This window comes from Paenibacillus sp. GYB006, assembly GCF_036577645.1.
Lineage (GTDB): Bacteria > Bacillota > Bacilli > Paenibacillales > Paenibacillaceae > Paenibacillus.
The window spans coordinates 197,408-214,496 of the sequence record NZ_JARBDA010000002.1 but is presented as its reverse complement, the minus strand read 5'-3'; the positions used below and the strand labels follow the sequence as shown (position 1 = coordinate 214,496).

Genomic DNA, 17,089 nt, shown 5'->3' with positions numbered 1-17,089 from the left:
AGCGCTTTCATATCTAGTATGAAGCAAGGTTGTTCTCTTGACGAATATATCATGTTCTACAAATAAATTCTATCATAGAGCCTTCATAGGAACAATGAATAGAGAAGGCATCTCATAAAGAAATCCAATGAAGCACTCCTCCTGAGAAGTGCTTCATTGATTATTAACCTCAAAGAATATTATGAAGCAAGTTCTGCTGCTTTTTCTGGAGTAATTACTCCTTTATAGATCTGCAGTTCGTCAATCATGCCTTTGAAAGGAGTATCCCACCAGTTTGTACCTAAACTAAAGGTTCCATTATTATCTGTAAAAATATCAGGGAAGCCTTTACCCGTATATTTCGCTACCCCATCAATATATACAGTAACTGCGTCACCATTCACCGTAAATGCATAGTGGGTCCACTTTTGAAGCGGTGTTTTCACATCTGTAATGGCATCGTACCACGCTTCACCTGACCACAACATTGCGTTATTTTTGGCTCCGTCATGTCCCATCGGCAGCATGCTAATCCAGTTTTTGTTTGTCTGTGCTCCGAAGAATACGGGAGTGTAAGGCTTCAATTCATCTGCATATACCCACATCGCAACCGAATAGCTGTCACTTGATATGAGTCCGTTTGGAAGAAGTATCCCTGACTTCCCGTCAAAAGCGGCTGCTTTCCCTTTTACCCCATCCTTATATGTGATTGTTCCCCCATCTGGGTTCCCAATTTTATCTCCGATGACTGTTCCGGTTCCAAAACTGCCTTTGGTATCGTTTAGCTTATCCTCAAAAGAGAATTCGGCCGCAAGTTCAGCTGCTCCTTGTTCCTGCTTCGGTAATTCCTCAGCTAATTTTGCAGCTACTTCTGCAGTAATAGCCACATTGTAGATGCGGAGTTCATCCAACATTCCTTTGTATGCTGTATCCCAGAAGTTAACACCTAAACTAAACACACCATCTTTGGTCGTAAACACATCTGGGAAGCCTGAGCCTGAGTAAGCTTCTTTTCCACCCACAAATACTTTTACAAATCCGTTATCAACAGAGAATGCAATATGTTGCCACTGATTTGTACGAATTCTTGATCCAATGGATGCGTTATACCAATTCTCACCAGACCATAGTGTTGTTGTATTATCTCCTGCTTGCGGTACAAAGCTGATCCAACTTTTATTTGATCCACCAAAGAAAGTCGGCGTATACTGTGTGATCTGCGTAGGCTTCAGCCACATGGATACAGAATACTCTTTCCCCTCAATCAGACCATTCGGAAGTTTGATACCCGATTTCCCGTCAAATATAGCTCCGTTTCCTACGACACCTTTATCAAAAGTAATTGTACCACCTGTATTATCGATGCGATCTCCCGTTATCGATCCTTCACCAAATGAACCGACTGTAGCGGCTAGATCATTTTCAAAAGAATACTGTGCGTTTAAACCATACGATACATCAACCGGTGCCACGACAATATTAAATGTTTTCGTAACTACGGCGTTGCCCTTCGAGATGGTTGCCGTCAATGTTGCCGTCAGGTTAGGTTCACCGACCTCTGGAGGATTCACTTCTCCCGTTGCAGATACAACGCTTGGATTCGATGTTTTCCAAGAGATCTGAGTGTTGCGTGCTCCCTTTACAGGAAGGGTAAGATTAGAAGAGACATTGGATGTATTCCCTAATGTAAGCGCCTGCTCCACATCCTTCACAACCTCTTGATCTGTTTTCTCAGGCTGGCCGATCCCCCAGATCGTTTCTCCCGCACTTGAAATGGCCGTAAATGTCATCGTTTCCTTCTGTAAAGTTTCGTCCCATTGTTTCACGAAAACTCCATCGTAATTGACACCATCCACTGTTAGCTCTGCATAATAATTATTTTTTAGTTTCCATGTACCGGTTACTCCTCCGGTGATTTTGTGATTTTTGTTCAGCGTAATATCAACTGAACTAGTGATCTCTCCGGAATAGGCTAAGCCATGATTAACAAATTTATATTCACCTGGAATATCTTTTGTCTTCAGTTTCGTAAGAGACTCGCCCGCATAGCGATTAGCAGCTACTACCGGCCAACCATCCTTATTCCTATACATTTGGTGAACACGAAGCTCGTGGGCTTCACCTTTTTGCGGGAAGCGAGCATGGAAGAACAAGAATTGTTTACCTGTCTCTTCATCGTAATACACCGAGTTGTGACCAGCAGATACATAGCCATAACCTGTACCTGTTCCTGGATCACCTATCTCTCTCTTGAAGAGGAAGTTACCGATCATCTTAATTCCATAAGTTTCATTTTCCGCGCCACTTGGCAATACTGCATTTTTCCCTTCAGCATCCATATACGGACCGTCTGGATTCTTCGATCTGAACTGTCTCATATTGTATCCGCCGTCAGCCCCAAGCCAGCCGTACGTAACCGTTAAGTAATAGTAACCTGTCTCTTTATCATAGACAATAAACGGACCTTCTCCGGATTTCGTATAACCGCCGGCAATTTTCGTACCAAAATAACGATCAATGATTCGTCCATCTTTCGTTTTTCCATCTTCTCCTGGATAAATCGCTTTCCCTGTTTGCGGGTCCAGTTCGAGTAAGAAAATACCGCCTGACCAAGAACCATAGGTCATCCACAGCTTACCGTCTGTATCATAAAATAAGGTGGAGTCAATCGCGTTAGGATACACGGTGTTATTGAATGATCCGTCTGCTTTAAACCATTGTTCATTTGGACCGCTCAAAAGCTTCTCGTCAACCAATGTTTTGATATTGGTATTTGTCCATTTTTTATTGACTTGACTATCTGTATCTTTCGCATCGTTTTTGGTGAAACCAGAGTAAACAATCGTGTCTACATATTCATAAGGTCCTTCGATGTTTTGAGATACCGCATAACCAATCGCGGAACGAATATAGGTGGATGATGCACTGTAATACATCATATAGGCACCCTTTGTGTTGTCCTTATTGATGTAATTTTCGTTCCAGAAAACGTCCGGTGCCCATACGGAAAAACCGCCTTTACTATCCGAGTCATTTTCACCAGCCCAAGCGAATGAGCCCTTTAAATTTTCTGAAAGATTGCCAAACAGAACGTTATTAGGGGTTGTATATCCATTCGTAAACGTTGTCCAGTTCATCAGATCAGTCGATTTAGCTGCCTCAATATGAGATCCGAATACATAATATTCTTTCCCGTCTTTAATGATGGAAGGATCGTGGACCGATACATTCGTAAAGGTTGGAGATGCCTCTTTATTTGACGTAGTACTGCTTGCTGGAAGCCCTTTCAAATCTACAGACGGTGAAGCACTTTCTTGTTTACCGCTTCCCTTTGTGTCCTGACTGTCTGCATAGGCAAAAGCCGGTACAAGCAAAGCAAATGCGAGAACCATAGCTACATATTTCGATAAAGTTCTTTTCACATTAAAATCCTCCCTATAAAGTATGGCAAGCATGTTTCTCTTTACTTTGTAAACGAATACAATAAACCAGCCACTGAATGGCTTCTTCCTTATCCACCACCTATACCGACCATAAACCACGCCCCATTAATCGTATTGTTAACACATATCCTAACTAGTTAATATTTGTATTCTAACGTCATTTACCAAAATCCGTCAATGATACAATATATTAAATAAAAACAAAGAAACCCTATTTACCAATAGAAGCTAACAAATATATGAATTATTTTACTTGTCTATTAATTAATGGTTCTATATACTATATAATCTGGATTATATTTCTATAAAAGGAAGGTAGATACGATGTTACGTATTGGAACACCAGAAGAAGCAGGGATATCCGCATCCAAAGTAGCTTATGCTAACACCTATGCGAAGCAGATGGTTGACAACAACATTACCCCTGCTGAGGTCATATTTGTCGCAAGAAATGGGATCATTGTCTCACACCAAGCTTTCGGAACTCTCACACCAGCTGCCGATTCCCCACTGTTAACGACGAATGCTTTATTTCCCTTGTGCTCGATTACTAAAGTGTTCACTGCTGCTTGTATTATGATCCTGGCCGAACGAGGGCTCATCGGTCTTAATCGTTCCGTGACTGACTACATACCTGAATTTCAAGGACTCGGAAAAGAGAATGTGCGAATTCATCACCTGCTTACTCACACTTCAGGAATCAATCCAGAAGATGTATATACTTACGCAAGAGGGGATGGTTCAACGATTCAGATCCCTCCTTGCGAAGAATCAGAAGAACCTTATTTTCATGAGTACCTCCATAGAAGATACGGCGCTCCTTTATCCAGCAAGCCGGGTGAAATCATGTCTTACCTTGGATTTGGATATGATTTACTTGGAGAGATCATACGGAGAGTCAGTGGAATTTCCTATCCAGACTTCGTGAAGCAAGAAGTATTTGAACCGCTTGGGATGAATGACTCTTATTTCAAAGTCCCCCACGCAGAACGTCATCGCATTGTGAAAAGATCGCCCGAAGATCCATGCGCAGAATGGCTCGAAACAGACGAGATGATAGAATCGGTCTCCCCTTCAGCTGGTATCTACAGCAGTGCCATGGACCTTGCTATCTTTGCGCAGATGTTTCTCAATAAAGGGTCGTATGGTGATCAGCGAATCCTCTCTCCCATTTCCATAAAAGAAATGACAAAAAATCATATCCCGGGAGTTTCCTCCGTCTACAGAGATGAGACTTTTCCAGAAGCGAGCTGGGGATATGGCTGGAGTATTAATGGCAGCAAAAAAGATGGCGGAGATTTATTTTCGCAGGAGGCTTACTCTCACTGGGGAGCAGCCGGTGTATTTGTCGCAGTTGATCCGGTATATGATATTCTATTGATTCATTTTACGATCGAACGAGATTTAGAGAAACCTTTCAAAAATATGTATACAGACCACTTTAACAATGTTGTGCTCGCTGCCATTGAACAGTTTTAATTTCATCACAACAAAAATAAAGATATCCCGAATTTATAGGATATCTTTATTCGTCATTTCATGATCTATTAGACGTATTTCCCTTGTCTCGGTAGGGCAAGCCGGTCAAAGTCCCGAGCAAGTCGATCCAATTGACCTCTAAGTTCTGTACTTGCCATCATATGACCATGTCCCGTAATGGCAAGCTCTGGCTTAAGATCAGCAAGCGTCTGAACAGAATTTTTAGCAGCATCCCAGTCGGTAGTGAAATACATTGGAGGTCCATGGAGTTCTTTATCCTGGAAAATAACATGCCAGAGCGATTCTTGCTGAACGGTGATGAACGCATCACCTGCAATGAGTGCCCCATCTTTCTCCCGGTACAAAGAGATATGACCTGGAGAATGACCTGGTGTAGCAATCCATCGCCAATCTGGAGCGTACGGTACACTATGATCGGAAGGAAGCGCATCAACCCGATCATCCAGATGAATCGCTTCGTTGGGAAAAATAAAGGATGTACGAGCTAGTAATCCTCCGCCAACCGTAGGATCCGCTGGAGGGTAATCCGTTAGACCGGTTAGATAAGGTAATTCTAACGTATGCGCAAATACGGGTGTTCCCCAGTGCTGCTCCAGTTCAATCACATTACCCACATGATCAAAATGTCCATGGGTTAACACAATCGCTAAAGGCGGTCCATCAAAGCGTTCTTCTGCAATTTGAATAATATCTTTCGCGAAGCCAGGCATCCCTGTATCGACTAGAATCCATTGTCTAGAACCTGGAGTTCCGACAAAAAGGACATTAACAAACAATGTTCGCAGACACAATAAATCGGGTGCAACCTCTTCTAGAGCCGTCTTGCCTTCCGTTATCAGATTATCAGATGCCATGCGACGGATACCTCCCATTCTTATTGGAATGCCCCCTATGTGCAATCAATCATCTGTAGAATTCCCAAGTTCCCAGAAAATATGTGCTTTCGCAAGAAAAATCTCACCCTACTATCTATAGTCAGCATGTCATAAAAATAGAACAACCATTCATGTTTAGACAAGCTCTGCGATTTTGCCTGTGCTTTATTCAGGAATCGAATCAATCGCCGCGTCTAGAAGATCATCATATAAATCATCATCTTCTTCAAGCCTTGCATCCAGCTGTAAAAATTCTTCCTCTGCTCCCGGTTCGCCCGCAAAATGCAGACTATAATCCCAATCCTTACCGTTCTTGCTGAAGAAAGAGATCTCATATTCTGTCTTGCTCTCTCCTATAGTAAATACGGTATGCCCTAACCAATGTTTCTCTTCGTCCCTGTGCATGGAAGCGCTGATTATGTTATGACTCACTTTTTTCTCTCCTTGTAATCCTGATTTCTTTTTCCCTAAAAACCATTTGCAATAGTTCATTTTTACCACTTATATTGTACAATAATAAAATAGCTTTGCGAAAGAGTCTGGATTCACTCATCCGGGCATGCTAATCACATCGCTTTTTTAACCTAAGGTAGATAAAATATATCATCGCGTGTGAAATGGAGGAACTTTACAATGTCTGATTTTGCTCAAAAACTAAAAGCTTATGCTGAACTCACCATTAAAGTGGGGGTAAATATCCAACCTGGACAAGCGCTTATTGTTCATGCTCCTGTTGAAGCAAGAGAATTTGTACGTCTCATCGTAAAAGAAGCATACGATACGGGCGCTAGTTACGTAAAAGTTCAGTGGAACGATGAACAGATTACTCGTATGCAGTATGACCTAGCTTCCGATGAAATATTTGAAAAAGAGCCAAAATGGTATGCCGGCGAGATGACAGAAATGGTGGAAGAAGGGGCTGCTGTCCTACATATCCTGTCCGAAAATCCAGATTTACTTAAAGGTGTGGATCAAAATCGAATTGTTGCTGCCCAGAAAGCTCGCGGCAAAGCGATGGCCAAATATCGTGCATATCAGCAAGCTGATAAATTCAGCTGGTGTCTGATTGCCGTCCCTTCTCCAGAATGGGCTGCAAAAGTATTCCCGGATGCCCCAGAACATGAACAAGTATCTCTGCTTTGGGAAGCTATCTTTAAAACGGTACGTATTGGCGAAGCCGATCCTGTTGCTGCATGGCAGAAGCATATTACTACACTTGAGAACAAATCAAAAGTGCTCAATGAAAAGAAATATAAAAAATTACACTACATCGCACCTGGTACAGACCTTACAATTGAGCTTCCTGAAGGACATTTGTGGGCCCAAGGAGACAGTATCAACGAAAAGGGGCATACTTTTGTAGCGAACATGCCTACAGAGGAAGTGTTTACTGCACCGCTGAAGACGGGAGTTAATGGTACAGTAAGCAGTACGAAACCTCTCAGCTATGGCGGAAATCTAATTGATAAATTTTCACTTACCTTCGAGAATGGACGGATTATCAAGGTGACTGCTGAAGAAGGCTTAGAAGCCCTGCAAAATCTCGTTGAGATTGATGAAGGCTCTCATTATCTGGGTGAAGTAGCCCTTGTTCCTCATCAATCCCCAATCTCAGATACCAACATTTTGTTCTATAATACACTGTTTGACGAAAATGCATCTAACCACTTGGCTATCGGAAGCGCCTACGCCTTTACCTTAGAAGGCGGCAAAAACATGAACCAAGAACAGCTTGCAGCAGCGGGACTCAACACAAGTCTGACACATGTTGACTTTATGATTGGTTCTGCAGAAATGGATATCTACGGAATTAGCGCTGACGGCACAAAAGAACCGATCTTCCTAAAAGGAAATTGGGCGTTTTAATTAGTCAGGGTGTAGATTCTTTATTCAAAATGTACTCTATTAAAAAGGTTGCCCGGGGTCTAATAATTAGACCAAAGGCAACCTTTTCATTTTTCAAACCAAAGTTATGGTTTAAGTATCACTTTCAGACAGTTCTCTTCTTTTTCCGAAAACACTTCATATCCACGCTCTGCATCTTCCAGGTTCATCCGGTGCGTGATAATATCAGTGGGATCGATCTTACCTGCTTTAATTTGCTGATAAATTTCCGGAATAAAATGGATTACAGGAGCCTGTCCTGTACGCAGCTGGATATTACGTTCAAATAGATGCCCTAGCGGGAACATATTATAATTAGCACCGTACACCCCGATCAACTGAATGGTACCGAACTTCCTAACCACTTCCGTCGCTGTTCGGAACGCTCCTAAGGAACCTCCCTGAAGCATAAGGGCTGTTTCCACTTTTTCGGCAGCCGTTCGTTTTGCATCCATTCCTACACAATCAATAACTACATCAGCACCACCATGTGTAATTTCCTTCATGTAACCTTCAAAGCCTTTGATCTCTTCGAAATTAAAAGTTTCTACATGATTTGTCCGTTTCGCATGTTCTAAGCGATAGTTAATATGATCTACAGCGATAACCCGCTTAGCGCCTGCCTGCCAAGCAAATTTTTGGGTAAACAAACCAACGGGACCACAACCTAATACGATCACGGTATCTCCCGGCTTAACCCCTGCATTTTTCACGCCCCAATACGCGGTCGGCAAAATATCCGAAAGAAAAAGCAGCTTCTCATCTTCCATCTCTGCATCTTCCGGAATTACAAAAGGCATAAAGTCTCCATAAGGGACACGTAACAGTTCTGCCTGTCCACCTTGGTAACCCCCATAAGAATCCGAATAACCTAACAAGCCGCCGGTATCTTTAGCCTCGTTTGAATAATCACACTGACTTTCCATCTCATGTTTGCAAAAATAACATTCTCCACACGAAACATTAAAAGGAATAATTACCCGATCTCCCTTTTTCACATGTGTCACATCGCTTGATACTTCCTCTACAATTCCCATTGGTTCGTGACCAATAACGTAGTCTTTGTGCATACCGGGAATAAGTCCATTATAAATATGAAGATCAGATCCGCAGATCGCTGTTGATGTAACTCGGACTAGAATATCTTTGTTGCCCTGCAAAGTAGGATCTGCCACTTCCTTTACCTTCACTTTTTTCTTTCCTTGATAAGTTAGTGCCTTCACTTCCTTCACGCTCCTTAATACATAATTAAATTTTCCAATAATTCCTTGTGCTTATATAGTAACCATCACAGCTGAAACGAAACGAAAAATCGAAGTTCGCGACATTTCAGTTCTTTATTTAAGAGGTTTTCACATAAACATGGAAAGATGAGTCTGAAAAGTTATGAGTAAGAAGTTTAAATTTATGGAGAATATTTTCAATTTATAGTAAAATAATGGAATACTTGTTTGACAATAGAGAGATGTAATAGAGAGGGGATAATCATGTCTACCCGGATCCAACTGTTGTTGGCTGCGGACTATAATGATCTTGGCGAATCCCTACAGAGAGAAATCTACTATGAATACTATCAGATGATGTACGGATTTATCGTATACATTGTAAAGGATCGCTCTGCAGCTGAAGACATTATTCAGGAAGCATTCATCAAAATCATCAAAAATAAACCCGAATTCGAGAACGAAATCAAATTAAAAGCTTGGCTGAAAGTAGTAACTAAAAATACAGCAATAAATTATTTAAGAAAAAACAAAAAATATCGTAACCTTTTGGATGCTGACAGTGTTTTCTTAGATGTAGAGACCGTACAACAAACCTCTGTATCCATCGAATCGATGGTAGAGACCAAACTGATGCAGGAATCCATAGAGCGCTATATGGAGACGCTGAAACCAGAGTACAGATCTCTCATTGAGCTTCGCTGGAAAGAAGGCCTTAGTTATCGTGAGATGGCTGAACTTCTTGATCTTCGGGAAGATGTAATCAAGCAGCGTCTTTTCAGAGCCAGAGAAGCAATTAAGAAACTCCTGTATAGAGAGTGGGGTGCGGCTAATGAGCAGCGAAAAGTCCGGTAATCAGTCTGCTGACGATTCAATTAACATCTATGACAGGGAATTTGAAGATGTTTTTGACCTTGCTTTCGAAAACGCCGCTGCTGCCTCCACCACAGTAGATAAAGAGAGTATGGAGGCATCCTGGAATAACATGCAAAGTGAGCTTCAGAAGATCCGCAAACGAAAACGCAGGTCAAAACGATGGCAGCTTGGAGGAGTCGTTGCCGCTTCCATTATGCTTGGTGCTACGATTTTTAGTGTTCCTGCAGGACTTCAAGCTAACACGCTGTTTGTTGAAAAGCTAGAGAAGATTGGTGACGACTTTATACTAAGTTTCACGGGTAAGGAAAAAGAAGAGACCAATACAGGAGCCTTAACAGCCCCTCCGCCCGAAATTTCTGATCCTCCCCCAATCGTGGAAGGAACGGGACTGCCAATGGGCACAACGATCGAGAAACACGATCTAGAACGAGTTACGGTCTCAAGAGAAACTGCTATAGACGGAGCAACTTTTGTCTACCGTGATTTCGAGGTTCCATTTACTCCCGATCGGAAAGAGTACCAGCTTTTAATAGATCAGAATAACCCGATTGACCCTGATCATATCTATCATTCAGAAGAATTGACGCTTGAATATTACAAAGGTAATGAAAATCCACTGACGATCGAAATGTATCAAAGGTTCAAAGAAAACGATGATACATCCTTCCACATCGGCATTAATGGAGAACCGGAAGAAATCACGCTTGAGGATGGAACTACTGCTGTATTCTATGACGCTGCCACTTTATCTGAATACGATCACCTGGCTTATCGGAACAATCTTGTATTTATCATTATTACAGGTACCCTTGGAAAAGAAGATTTAATTGCCACTGCGAATGCAATCCAAGCTAATAATCGTTTTGAACTGAAGCCTTAGTCATACGTTACTATTCAAAAAAGCCCAGTACATGTACTGAGCTTCTTTCTTTTATGTAGAATTGCAAATGCCAAGTAATACGTTATTTTAACAGACGTGATGGACTTGTGTATGTCGCTTTTTCAATATCTGAACCTACTCTCACGGTATGTGTGGATACCACCCGATAGTAATAACCAGCACTTGCTGCAAAACTTTCATTGAGACTCACTGTCTTTGATGTGTTCTTAGAAGAAGTTTTACTTGTAACTGCAACCCATTCCTCCCCTGTCCAGCGCTGTATGGCAGCATCTATTCCGATAAAATCCGCAGTAACGGATGCCCCCGTATTACCAATAACAGAACCCTTCCCGCCACTGGAATACGAAACATCACTGGTATAAGCACTCAAATACTTATAAGTCGCTTTGACCTGGGCCGTATCTTCTGTTGGCGGTTTTGTAGTCAGTGCACCTTCTTCTTTTACCGGATCGGCGCTAGCAGCACCAGCAAATCCTAAAGAAAGTACCAACACAAGTAAACATAGAGCATGAATTTTGGTAACGCATACATACTTTTTCATAGTCTCCCTGCCTCACTTTATAATATTAACGCGAATCGGATCACGTTTCATTATATAACGCAGCTAACATGGATTATGTTTCAAATAAAGTAAATATTTTACACAAAAGACCGTCTCCATTAGGAAACGGTCTTAGTGGTTTTCTTATTTTATGATATCTAAGCATATTAGCTCACTGCTACACGAGATGGCAAGCCACATGATGCCCCTGTTCAATTTCTCTAAATAGCGGTATTTCAGAAGAACAACGTTCGACTGCAAAAGGACAACGAGTGTGAAACTTGCAACCGGAAGGTGGATTCATGGGAGATGGGATATCTCCTTTTAGTACAATTCTTTCCCTCTTCAGTTTAGGTATCGGAATAGGTACAGCAGACAACAAAGCCTTTGTATAAGGATGCAGCGGGCGAAGAAATAGATCATCCCTTGTACCCATCTCCACCATGGAGCCGAGATACATCACTCCGATGCGATCACACAAATGTTCAACAACACTTAGATCATGAGAGATGAATAGATAGGTGAGGCCTCTTGAGACTTGCAATTTTTTAAATAAATTAATGATCTGTGCCTGAATAGAAACATCAAGAGCAGATACCGGTTCGTCCGCTATAATCAGTTCTGGGTTGAGGGCAAGGGCTCTCGCAATCCCGATCCGTTGACGCTGCCCCCCGGAAAATTCATGCGGAAATCGATCATAATGATAAGCAGATAAACCGCATGAAGTTAACACCTCTGTAACGACTTCACGGATCTTATCTTTAGGTACAAGCTGATGATCTAAGAGAGCTTCACCAATGGCATCTCCCACGCGGATCCTCGGATTCAGAGAGCTATACGGATCTTGGAAGATAAGCTGCATTTTGGGTCGAAGCTGTCTTAACTCTTGCGGTGATAGAGCATACAGGTCTTTTCCTTGAAACCGAATCTCTCCTGCCGTCTTGTCATGGAGTCGTAAAATGGTACGTCCCACCGTACTTTTTCCGCTCCCAGACTCACCTACGAGACCAAATGTCTCGCCCGGATACAAAGTGATATTTATATCATCTACTGCTTTTACATACCCTACCGTTCGGCCCATAAGCCCTTTTTTTACGGGAAAATACTTTTTTAGTGACTTCACTTCAAGTAGTGCTTCAGACACGAGCAGCCACCTCCTCGTATAACCAGCATGCCGTTTTCTGTAGTGGAGCTACTTCTTTCAATTCCGGTTCATTCGTTCTGCAGATCGGCATGCAGTGTTCACAGCGATCACTGAAGTAACAGGATTCCGTGAGCGTCAGCGGATTCGGTACTTGTCCCGGTATAGAGTAAAGTTCATCCTGCCGCTGATTAATAACCGGCTTAGACTTAAGAAGTCCTTGTGTATAAGGGTGTTTGGGAGAACGGAAAAGCTCAACCACTTCGCCCTCTTCCACTACTTTGCCGGAATACATAACAACAACGTAGTCGGCCATTTCGGCAACCACACCCAAATCATGTGTAATCATCAGAATCGACATGTTAGAATCTTCTTTGATTTTACGGAGCATTTCGAGAATTTGGGCTTGAATGGTAACATCAAGAGCTGTTGTTGGCTCATCAGCAATAAGGAGTTTTGGATTACATGAGATCGCGATTGCAATCATAACACGCTGCAGCATTCCTCCGCTCAGTTCATGAGGATAAGAATCTGCGATTTGCTCGGAGCGAGAGATTCCAACTTCTTTCAAGAGTTCAATCGCTCTTTTTTTAGCGGTGTCTTTTTTCATTTTTTTATGAATGATAAGCGGCTCCATAATCTGTTCACCGATCTTCATTACAGGGTTTAAACTCGACATTGGCTCTTGAAAAATCATCGTTATGTCATTACCACGAATGGTTCGAAATTCGTTTTTGTCCATTTTCAGCAGATCTTGGCCTATAAAATTAATTTCTCCATTTACAACTTTGCCCCCAGGTTCCTCAATCAAACCCATGATGGACATGGCAGTTACACTTTTACCGCATCCCGATTCTCCAACAATACATACGGTTTGTCCTTTAGGTACCGTAATACTCACATCATCTACTGCTCTTACGGGTCCTTCATCTGTATAGAAATGTGTCTTCAGGTGATTAATTTGCAGTAACGATTCCATTTGGTGTTCACCTACCTCTTCTGTTTGGGATCAAGCACATCACGTAAACCGTCCCCAAATATGTTAATGGCAATGACTGTAATAAAAATAGAAAAACCAGGCGGCATCCAAAGCCATGGATGCTGTTGAAAATCAATTAAGTTATTCGCAGCATCAATCATATTGCCCCATGTTGGCGTCGGCGGCATAACACCTAATCCAAAGAAGCTCAGCACCGATTCACTTAGAATCGCACCGCCGATGCTTAAGGTTGCCATAACAATAAGAAGCGGATAAATATTCGGCAATAGATGATGGAACAGTTTTTTTCGATCCCTGAGTCCGAGGACAGTTGCGGCATGCATAAATTCTCTTTCTCGTAAGCTCAGCATCTGTCCCCTCACCATTCTGGCGAGTCCCGGCCAATTGACGAGTCCAAGCATCAGCATAACCACGTACATTCGGTAATCTGGGGGTATTTTCCATTCTGATAAAAGCGCACCAACGATAAATAACAGCGGAAGGCTCGGAATCGTTAGCAGCAAATCTGCAATTCTCATAATGAGTTGGTCTACAACTCCTCTATAATATCCAGCTACTGCCCCAAGCGTCGCTCCAATGAGAACAGATAACATCATGGAGGCTAGCCCTACTGTCAGGGATATACGTCCTGCCTGCATCACTCTAGTAAGTACATCTCGTCCTAAGTTATCTGTTCCGAGCCAGTGTTTTGCATTCGGTGCTTTCTTCATCTCCAGCATATTGATTTTGTTATCTGCGTAAGGAGAGAATAGCGGACCTAAGAAGCAGATAAGAAACATCAGGATCACCACAACAAGACCAAAAATTGCTAGTTTGTTACGCAGCAGTTTTCGAACGGATTGGCGCCATAAAGATGATCTATAGTCCACTCCAGGCCCTGTAGTTGTTTTTGTAGCTCCGCTAATTGATGACATTCGATCCACCCCTTAATCGAGCTTGACACGCGGATCTGCAAGTCGATACAGCAGGTCCGACAACAAGGTGCCAAGGACAGTTAAAATCGCAATAAATACAGTAAAACTCATCAGCAGAGGATAATCACGCAAAGAAAAAGACGACATATAAAGCTGTCCTATACCCGGCCAGTTAAAAATCTTCTCAATAATTAACGATCCGCCAAATAGTCCGGGAAGCTCAAAACCGATGAGAGTGATCGCCGGAAGCAGAGCATTTCGGAGAGCATGTGTGAAGAGCACTTTACGTTCAGTAAGCCCTTTAGCTCTTGCTGTTCGGATATAATCCTGTTTGATTACATCAATCATGTTACTGCGGATATATCTTGTGAGTGAGCCGATTCCAAGCAGTGTCATGACAACGACAGGCAGTGCCATATGCTGAATCACTTCTTTGGCATAAGCAAGACCGGTTGCATTACTACCCGTTGTTGTCATCCCGCCTGGCGGAAGCCATTTCAGGTCTACGGCAAACATCTTGATTAAATAAAGTCCAATAAAAAAGGACGGAATGGACATCGCTGCAAAAATAATCAGCATCACTACGGTATCAAACCAAGAATACTGTTTGTAAGCGGAAATGACTCCAATCACAACGGCAATGAGCCATGTGAAAAAAGTCGACACGGCGGCAAGTAGGAATGAATTCCATATATATTCATTAAAAAGAGTTAGCACGGGTTTTTGTTGCGCTAGCGAATAACCAAAGTCGCCTTGAAGCGCGTTTTTAATCCAAATCACATAGCGATCAAGCAGCGGTTTATCAAGTCCATATAACTCCCGCAGCTCCGCTTTACGTTCTGGGCTTAGCTTGATATTACTCGACACATAATCTCCTGGCGTAAGCGCATATAGACTGAAAATAAGAAATGACGCAGCCAGCAAAATAACAAGTATGTAGGTGAGTCTTTTGACAAGGTAAGTGCTCATGTTATGCTCCTTATCTGTTAAAGCTTATGTCCGCCTAGGGATCTAGGACGGACATAAGCTAACTTTTTAATTCTAACCAAATGCTATTGTTCTATTTTCCATTCAGGCAATGATTGTGCAATGCCTTTGTAAGGGCTGATACTTACGTTCGTAAGTCTTCCATTGTTTGCGTATACCGATTTCCGATAAGAAGTAAAGATAACCGGGAGTTCATCGTTCAGAATTTGATACAATTCTTGATACACCGCTTTACGTTCTTCCGTATCTACCGTAGCTAGACCTTTTGCATACAATTCTTTTACTTTCGGATTGTCGTAACCAGGCAATGAACCATCGATAAATTGGATAACCCCATCAGAAGGATCTGTCAGCATTGGCGTTGAGAATGCAGCCATATCGTAATCTTTACTTTCTACTTTTGACACTAAAGCGTTAAAGTCTGCAAATACTTCTGGCTGAAAATCAATACCGATTTCGGCAAAATTCTCTTTGGCTACCGCGATAAAAATATCAGTTGCCGGGCTTTTGGAACCAAGATAGTGAATGGATAATTTTTTGCCGTCTTTCTCACGAATCCCATCTCCGCCTACAGTCCAGCCTGCAGCATCAAGAAGTTCCTTCGCTTTTTCTGGATTATACTCGTATGGGTTAATTCCTTCTTCGGTATAAGACCATGAGATGGGAGCTGCTGGAATATTAGCTACTTCACCGGCTCCTTGATTGGCATCTACATAAATAGCTTGACGATTTAATCCGTGAGTAATAGCTTGGCGCACTTCTTTTTCTTTCATCTGTTCATTCTCAAGATTCAATTGGAAGTATCCATAAGTGCTTGGTGTATAAGGCAGGATATCGACATAGCCGAGACCTTTTAATTTATCAATGTTTTCCTGTGTTGCTGTGTAAGAAGCAAGATCCACTTCGCCTGTTTCAAGGAATTGCCATGTATCGCCCTGAGAAGTTTTATAGATAAAACGTTCTACACTTGGTTTTCCTTTCAGATAATGTTCATTTGCTGTGAAACGAACCTCTTGTCCTGGCAAGAATTTCTCTAATATGTAGGGACCATTACCCAGCGGAGCAGCATGTAGTTTTTGCAAATAAGTAAGTTCCCCAAATTTATAATCCTTACCGTAATAAGCTTTAGACAGCACGTTACCGCCGAGATTTAGAAGAGCAGTTGCATTGGGTTCCTCAAGCGTTACTGAAATCGTATAAGGATCAACTATGTTAATACCTTCGATGCTGTCTGCTTTCCCCTCTTTGTAAGCAAGACCGCCTTTCACTTTCATCAGTGTAATATCGGTATCGCCATCGTAAGCTTTGTCATGCAGAAGCGTCCAAGTAAATGCAACATCTTCCGAAGTGAGCGGTGATCCATCACTAAACGAGCCTTTTTCAGGTAAATGGAATGTATATGTTAATCCATCTTCAGAAACATCATAACTTTCTGCATAATCTGCTACAGGGAGTCCCTCAGCGTCCGAAGTAATAAGAGATGTGTACAAAAGGGAAGCAACGTTACCGTCATAACCGCTCTGTGAGAAATAAGGAGTGAACGATCCGCTTGGATCGGTGAGTCCCACAATAACCGTATCTGTTCTTTGTACAGCCGTTTGAGGTAATTTGCTGATATCTGATGCAGGTATCTTTTCCGTTAACAGGTTTGTGGCAGCAGGAGCTTCACCTGACGGAGCATCAACTGGTGTACCTGTGCCCGTATCGGCAGGTGAAGCTCCTTCTCCTGAACATGCAGATAACAAAAGCGAGCCAGCAAGCAATAACGAGGAAGCATAGACGATCCTTTTTTTCATAAAACATCTCTCCGTCTCTTTATATTTTT

General features: G+C 42.2%; 14 protein-coding genes. 4 read left to right on the top strand and 10 right to left on the bottom strand.

Annotation, left to right across the window (positions count from 1 at the left end):
- Nucleotides 1-179: 179 nt before the first annotated feature.
- Nucleotides 180-3,401 (bottom strand): LamG-like jellyroll fold domain-containing protein, encoded by a 3,222-nt coding sequence (locus PV403_RS06445; RefSeq protein WP_442951738.1) that lies wholly within the window; start codon nucleotides 3,399-3,401, stop codon nucleotides 180-182.
- Between the two features lie 345 nt (nucleotides 3,402-3,746).
- Between PV403_RS06445 and PV403_RS06440 the strand changes: the two genes are divergently transcribed.
- Nucleotides 3,747-4,901, top strand: a complete 1,155-nt coding sequence (locus PV403_RS06440; RefSeq protein WP_332083917.1) for a serine hydrolase domain-containing protein — start codon at nucleotides 3,747-3,749, stop codon at nucleotides 4,899-4,901.
- 68 nt (nucleotides 4,902-4,969) lie between these two features.
- On the opposite strand, the gene PV403_RS06435 is transcribed toward PV403_RS06440, so the two are convergent.
- A complete protein-coding gene (locus PV403_RS06435; RefSeq protein ID WP_332083916.1) occupies nucleotides 4,970-5,776 on the bottom strand; it encodes an MBL fold metallo-hydrolase in 807 nt (268 codons plus the stop codon).
- 186 nt (nucleotides 5,777-5,962) lie between these two features.
- A complete protein-coding gene (locus PV403_RS06430; RefSeq protein ID WP_249716938.1) occupies nucleotides 5,963-6,229 on the bottom strand; it encodes a hypothetical protein in 267 nt (88 codons plus the stop codon).
- Between the two features lie 201 nt (nucleotides 6,230-6,430).
- Here PV403_RS06430 and PV403_RS06425 point away from each other — a divergent pair, with 201 nt between their 5' ends.
- Nucleotides 6,431-7,663 carry an aminopeptidase gene (locus PV403_RS06425; protein ID WP_213531254.1) on the top strand — a complete coding sequence of 411 codons (1,233 nt, stop codon included), beginning with the start codon at nucleotides 6,431-6,433 and terminating at the stop codon, nucleotides 7,661-7,663.
- 104 nt (nucleotides 7,664-7,767) lie between these two features.
- Here the strand turns inward: PV403_RS06425 and PV403_RS06420 are convergent, their stop codons facing one another.
- Nucleotides 7,768-8,904, bottom strand: a complete 1,137-nt coding sequence (locus PV403_RS06420; RefSeq protein WP_213531768.1) for a zinc-dependent alcohol dehydrogenase — start codon at nucleotides 8,902-8,904, stop codon at nucleotides 7,768-7,770.
- Between the two features lie 264 nt (nucleotides 8,905-9,168).
- Here PV403_RS06420 and PV403_RS06415 point away from each other — a divergent pair, with 264 nt between their 5' ends.
- Complete coding sequence (locus tag PV403_RS06415; protein ID WP_160031861.1) at nucleotides 9,169-9,759, top strand: RNA polymerase sigma factor; 591 nt, start codon at nucleotides 9,169-9,171, stop codon at nucleotides 9,757-9,759.
- On the top strand, nucleotides 9,737-10,660 hold the full coding sequence (locus PV403_RS06410; protein WP_332083915.1) for a hypothetical protein: 924 nt from the start codon (nucleotides 9,737-9,739) through the stop codon (nucleotides 10,658-10,660). Before PV403_RS06415 ends, PV403_RS06410 begins: the two co-directional genes overlap by 23 nt.
- Nucleotides 10,661-10,742: 82 nt before the next feature.
- On the opposite strand, the gene PV403_RS06405 is transcribed toward PV403_RS06410, so the two are convergent.
- The 6 genes from PV403_RS06405 to PV403_RS06380 all read right to left on the bottom strand — a co-directional run bounded on the left by PV403_RS06405 (nucleotide 10,743) and on the right by PV403_RS06380 (nucleotide 17,060).
- On the bottom strand, nucleotides 10,743-11,222 hold the full coding sequence (locus PV403_RS06405) for a hypothetical protein (protein ID WP_332083914.1): 480 nt from the start codon (nucleotides 11,220-11,222) through the stop codon (nucleotides 10,743-10,745).
- 178 nt (nucleotides 11,223-11,400) lie between these two features.
- On the bottom strand, nucleotides 11,401-12,366 hold the full coding sequence (locus tag PV403_RS06400; protein ID WP_213531246.1) for an ABC transporter ATP-binding protein: 966 nt from the start codon (nucleotides 12,364-12,366) through the stop codon (nucleotides 11,401-11,403).
- Nucleotides 12,359-13,342: an ABC transporter ATP-binding protein gene (locus PV403_RS06395; protein ID WP_332083913.1), complete on the bottom strand. Its 984-nt coding sequence runs from the start codon at nucleotides 13,340-13,342 to the stop codon at nucleotides 12,359-12,361. Before PV403_RS06395 ends, PV403_RS06400 begins: the two co-directional genes overlap by 8 nt.
- 11 nt (nucleotides 13,343-13,353) lie before the next feature.
- Nucleotides 13,354-14,277, bottom strand: coding sequence for an oligopeptide ABC transporter permease (gene opp4C, locus PV403_RS06390; RefSeq protein WP_332083912.1), 924 nt, complete (start codon nucleotides 14,275-14,277; stop codon nucleotides 13,354-13,356).
- 12 nt (nucleotides 14,278-14,289) lie between these two features.
- Nucleotides 14,290-15,246 (bottom strand): ABC transporter permease, encoded by a 957-nt coding sequence (locus PV403_RS06385; protein ID WP_213531240.1) that lies wholly within the window; start codon nucleotides 15,244-15,246, stop codon nucleotides 14,290-14,292.
- A gap of 83 nt (nucleotides 15,247-15,329) precedes the next feature.
- A complete protein-coding gene (locus tag PV403_RS06380; RefSeq protein WP_332083910.1) occupies nucleotides 15,330-17,060 on the bottom strand; it encodes an ABC transporter substrate-binding protein in 1,731 nt (576 codons plus the stop codon).
- Between the last annotated feature and the right edge of the window lie 29 nt (nucleotides 17,061-17,089).

Coding starts and splice junctions, on each gene's coding strand:
- PV403_RS06440 (WP_332083917.1), top strand. CDS start 3,747: ATGTTACGTATTGGAACACCAGAAGAAGCAGGGATATCCGCATCCAAA.
- PV403_RS06435 (WP_332083916.1), bottom strand. CDS start 5,776: ATGGCATCTGATAATCTGATAACGGAAGGCAAGACGGCTCTAGAAGAG.
- PV403_RS06425 (WP_213531254.1), top strand. CDS start 6,431: ATGTCTGATTTTGCTCAAAAACTAAAAGCTTATGCTGAACTCACCATT.
- PV403_RS06415 (WP_160031861.1), top strand. CDS start 9,169: ATGTCTACCCGGATCCAACTGTTGTTGGCTGCGGACTATAATGATCTT.
- PV403_RS06410 (WP_332083915.1), top strand. CDS start 9,737: ATGAGCAGCGAAAAGTCCGGTAATCAGTCTGCTGACGATTCAATTAAC.
- PV403_RS06405 (WP_332083914.1), bottom strand. CDS start 11,222: ATGAAAAAGTATGTATGCGTTACCAAAATTCATGCTCTATGTTTACTT.
- PV403_RS06395 (WP_332083913.1), bottom strand. CDS start 13,342: ATGGAATCGTTACTGCAAATTAATCACCTGAAGACACATTTCTATACA.
- opp4C (WP_332083912.1), bottom strand. CDS start 14,277: ATGTCATCAATTAGCGGAGCTACAAAAACAACTACAGGGCCTGGAGTG.
- PV403_RS06385 (WP_213531240.1), bottom strand. CDS start 15,246: ATGAGCACTTACCTTGTCAAAAGACTCACCTACATACTTGTTATTTTG.
- PV403_RS06380 (WP_332083910.1), bottom strand. CDS start 17,060: ATGAAAAAAAGGATCGTCTATGCTTCCTCGTTATTGCTTGCTGGCTCG.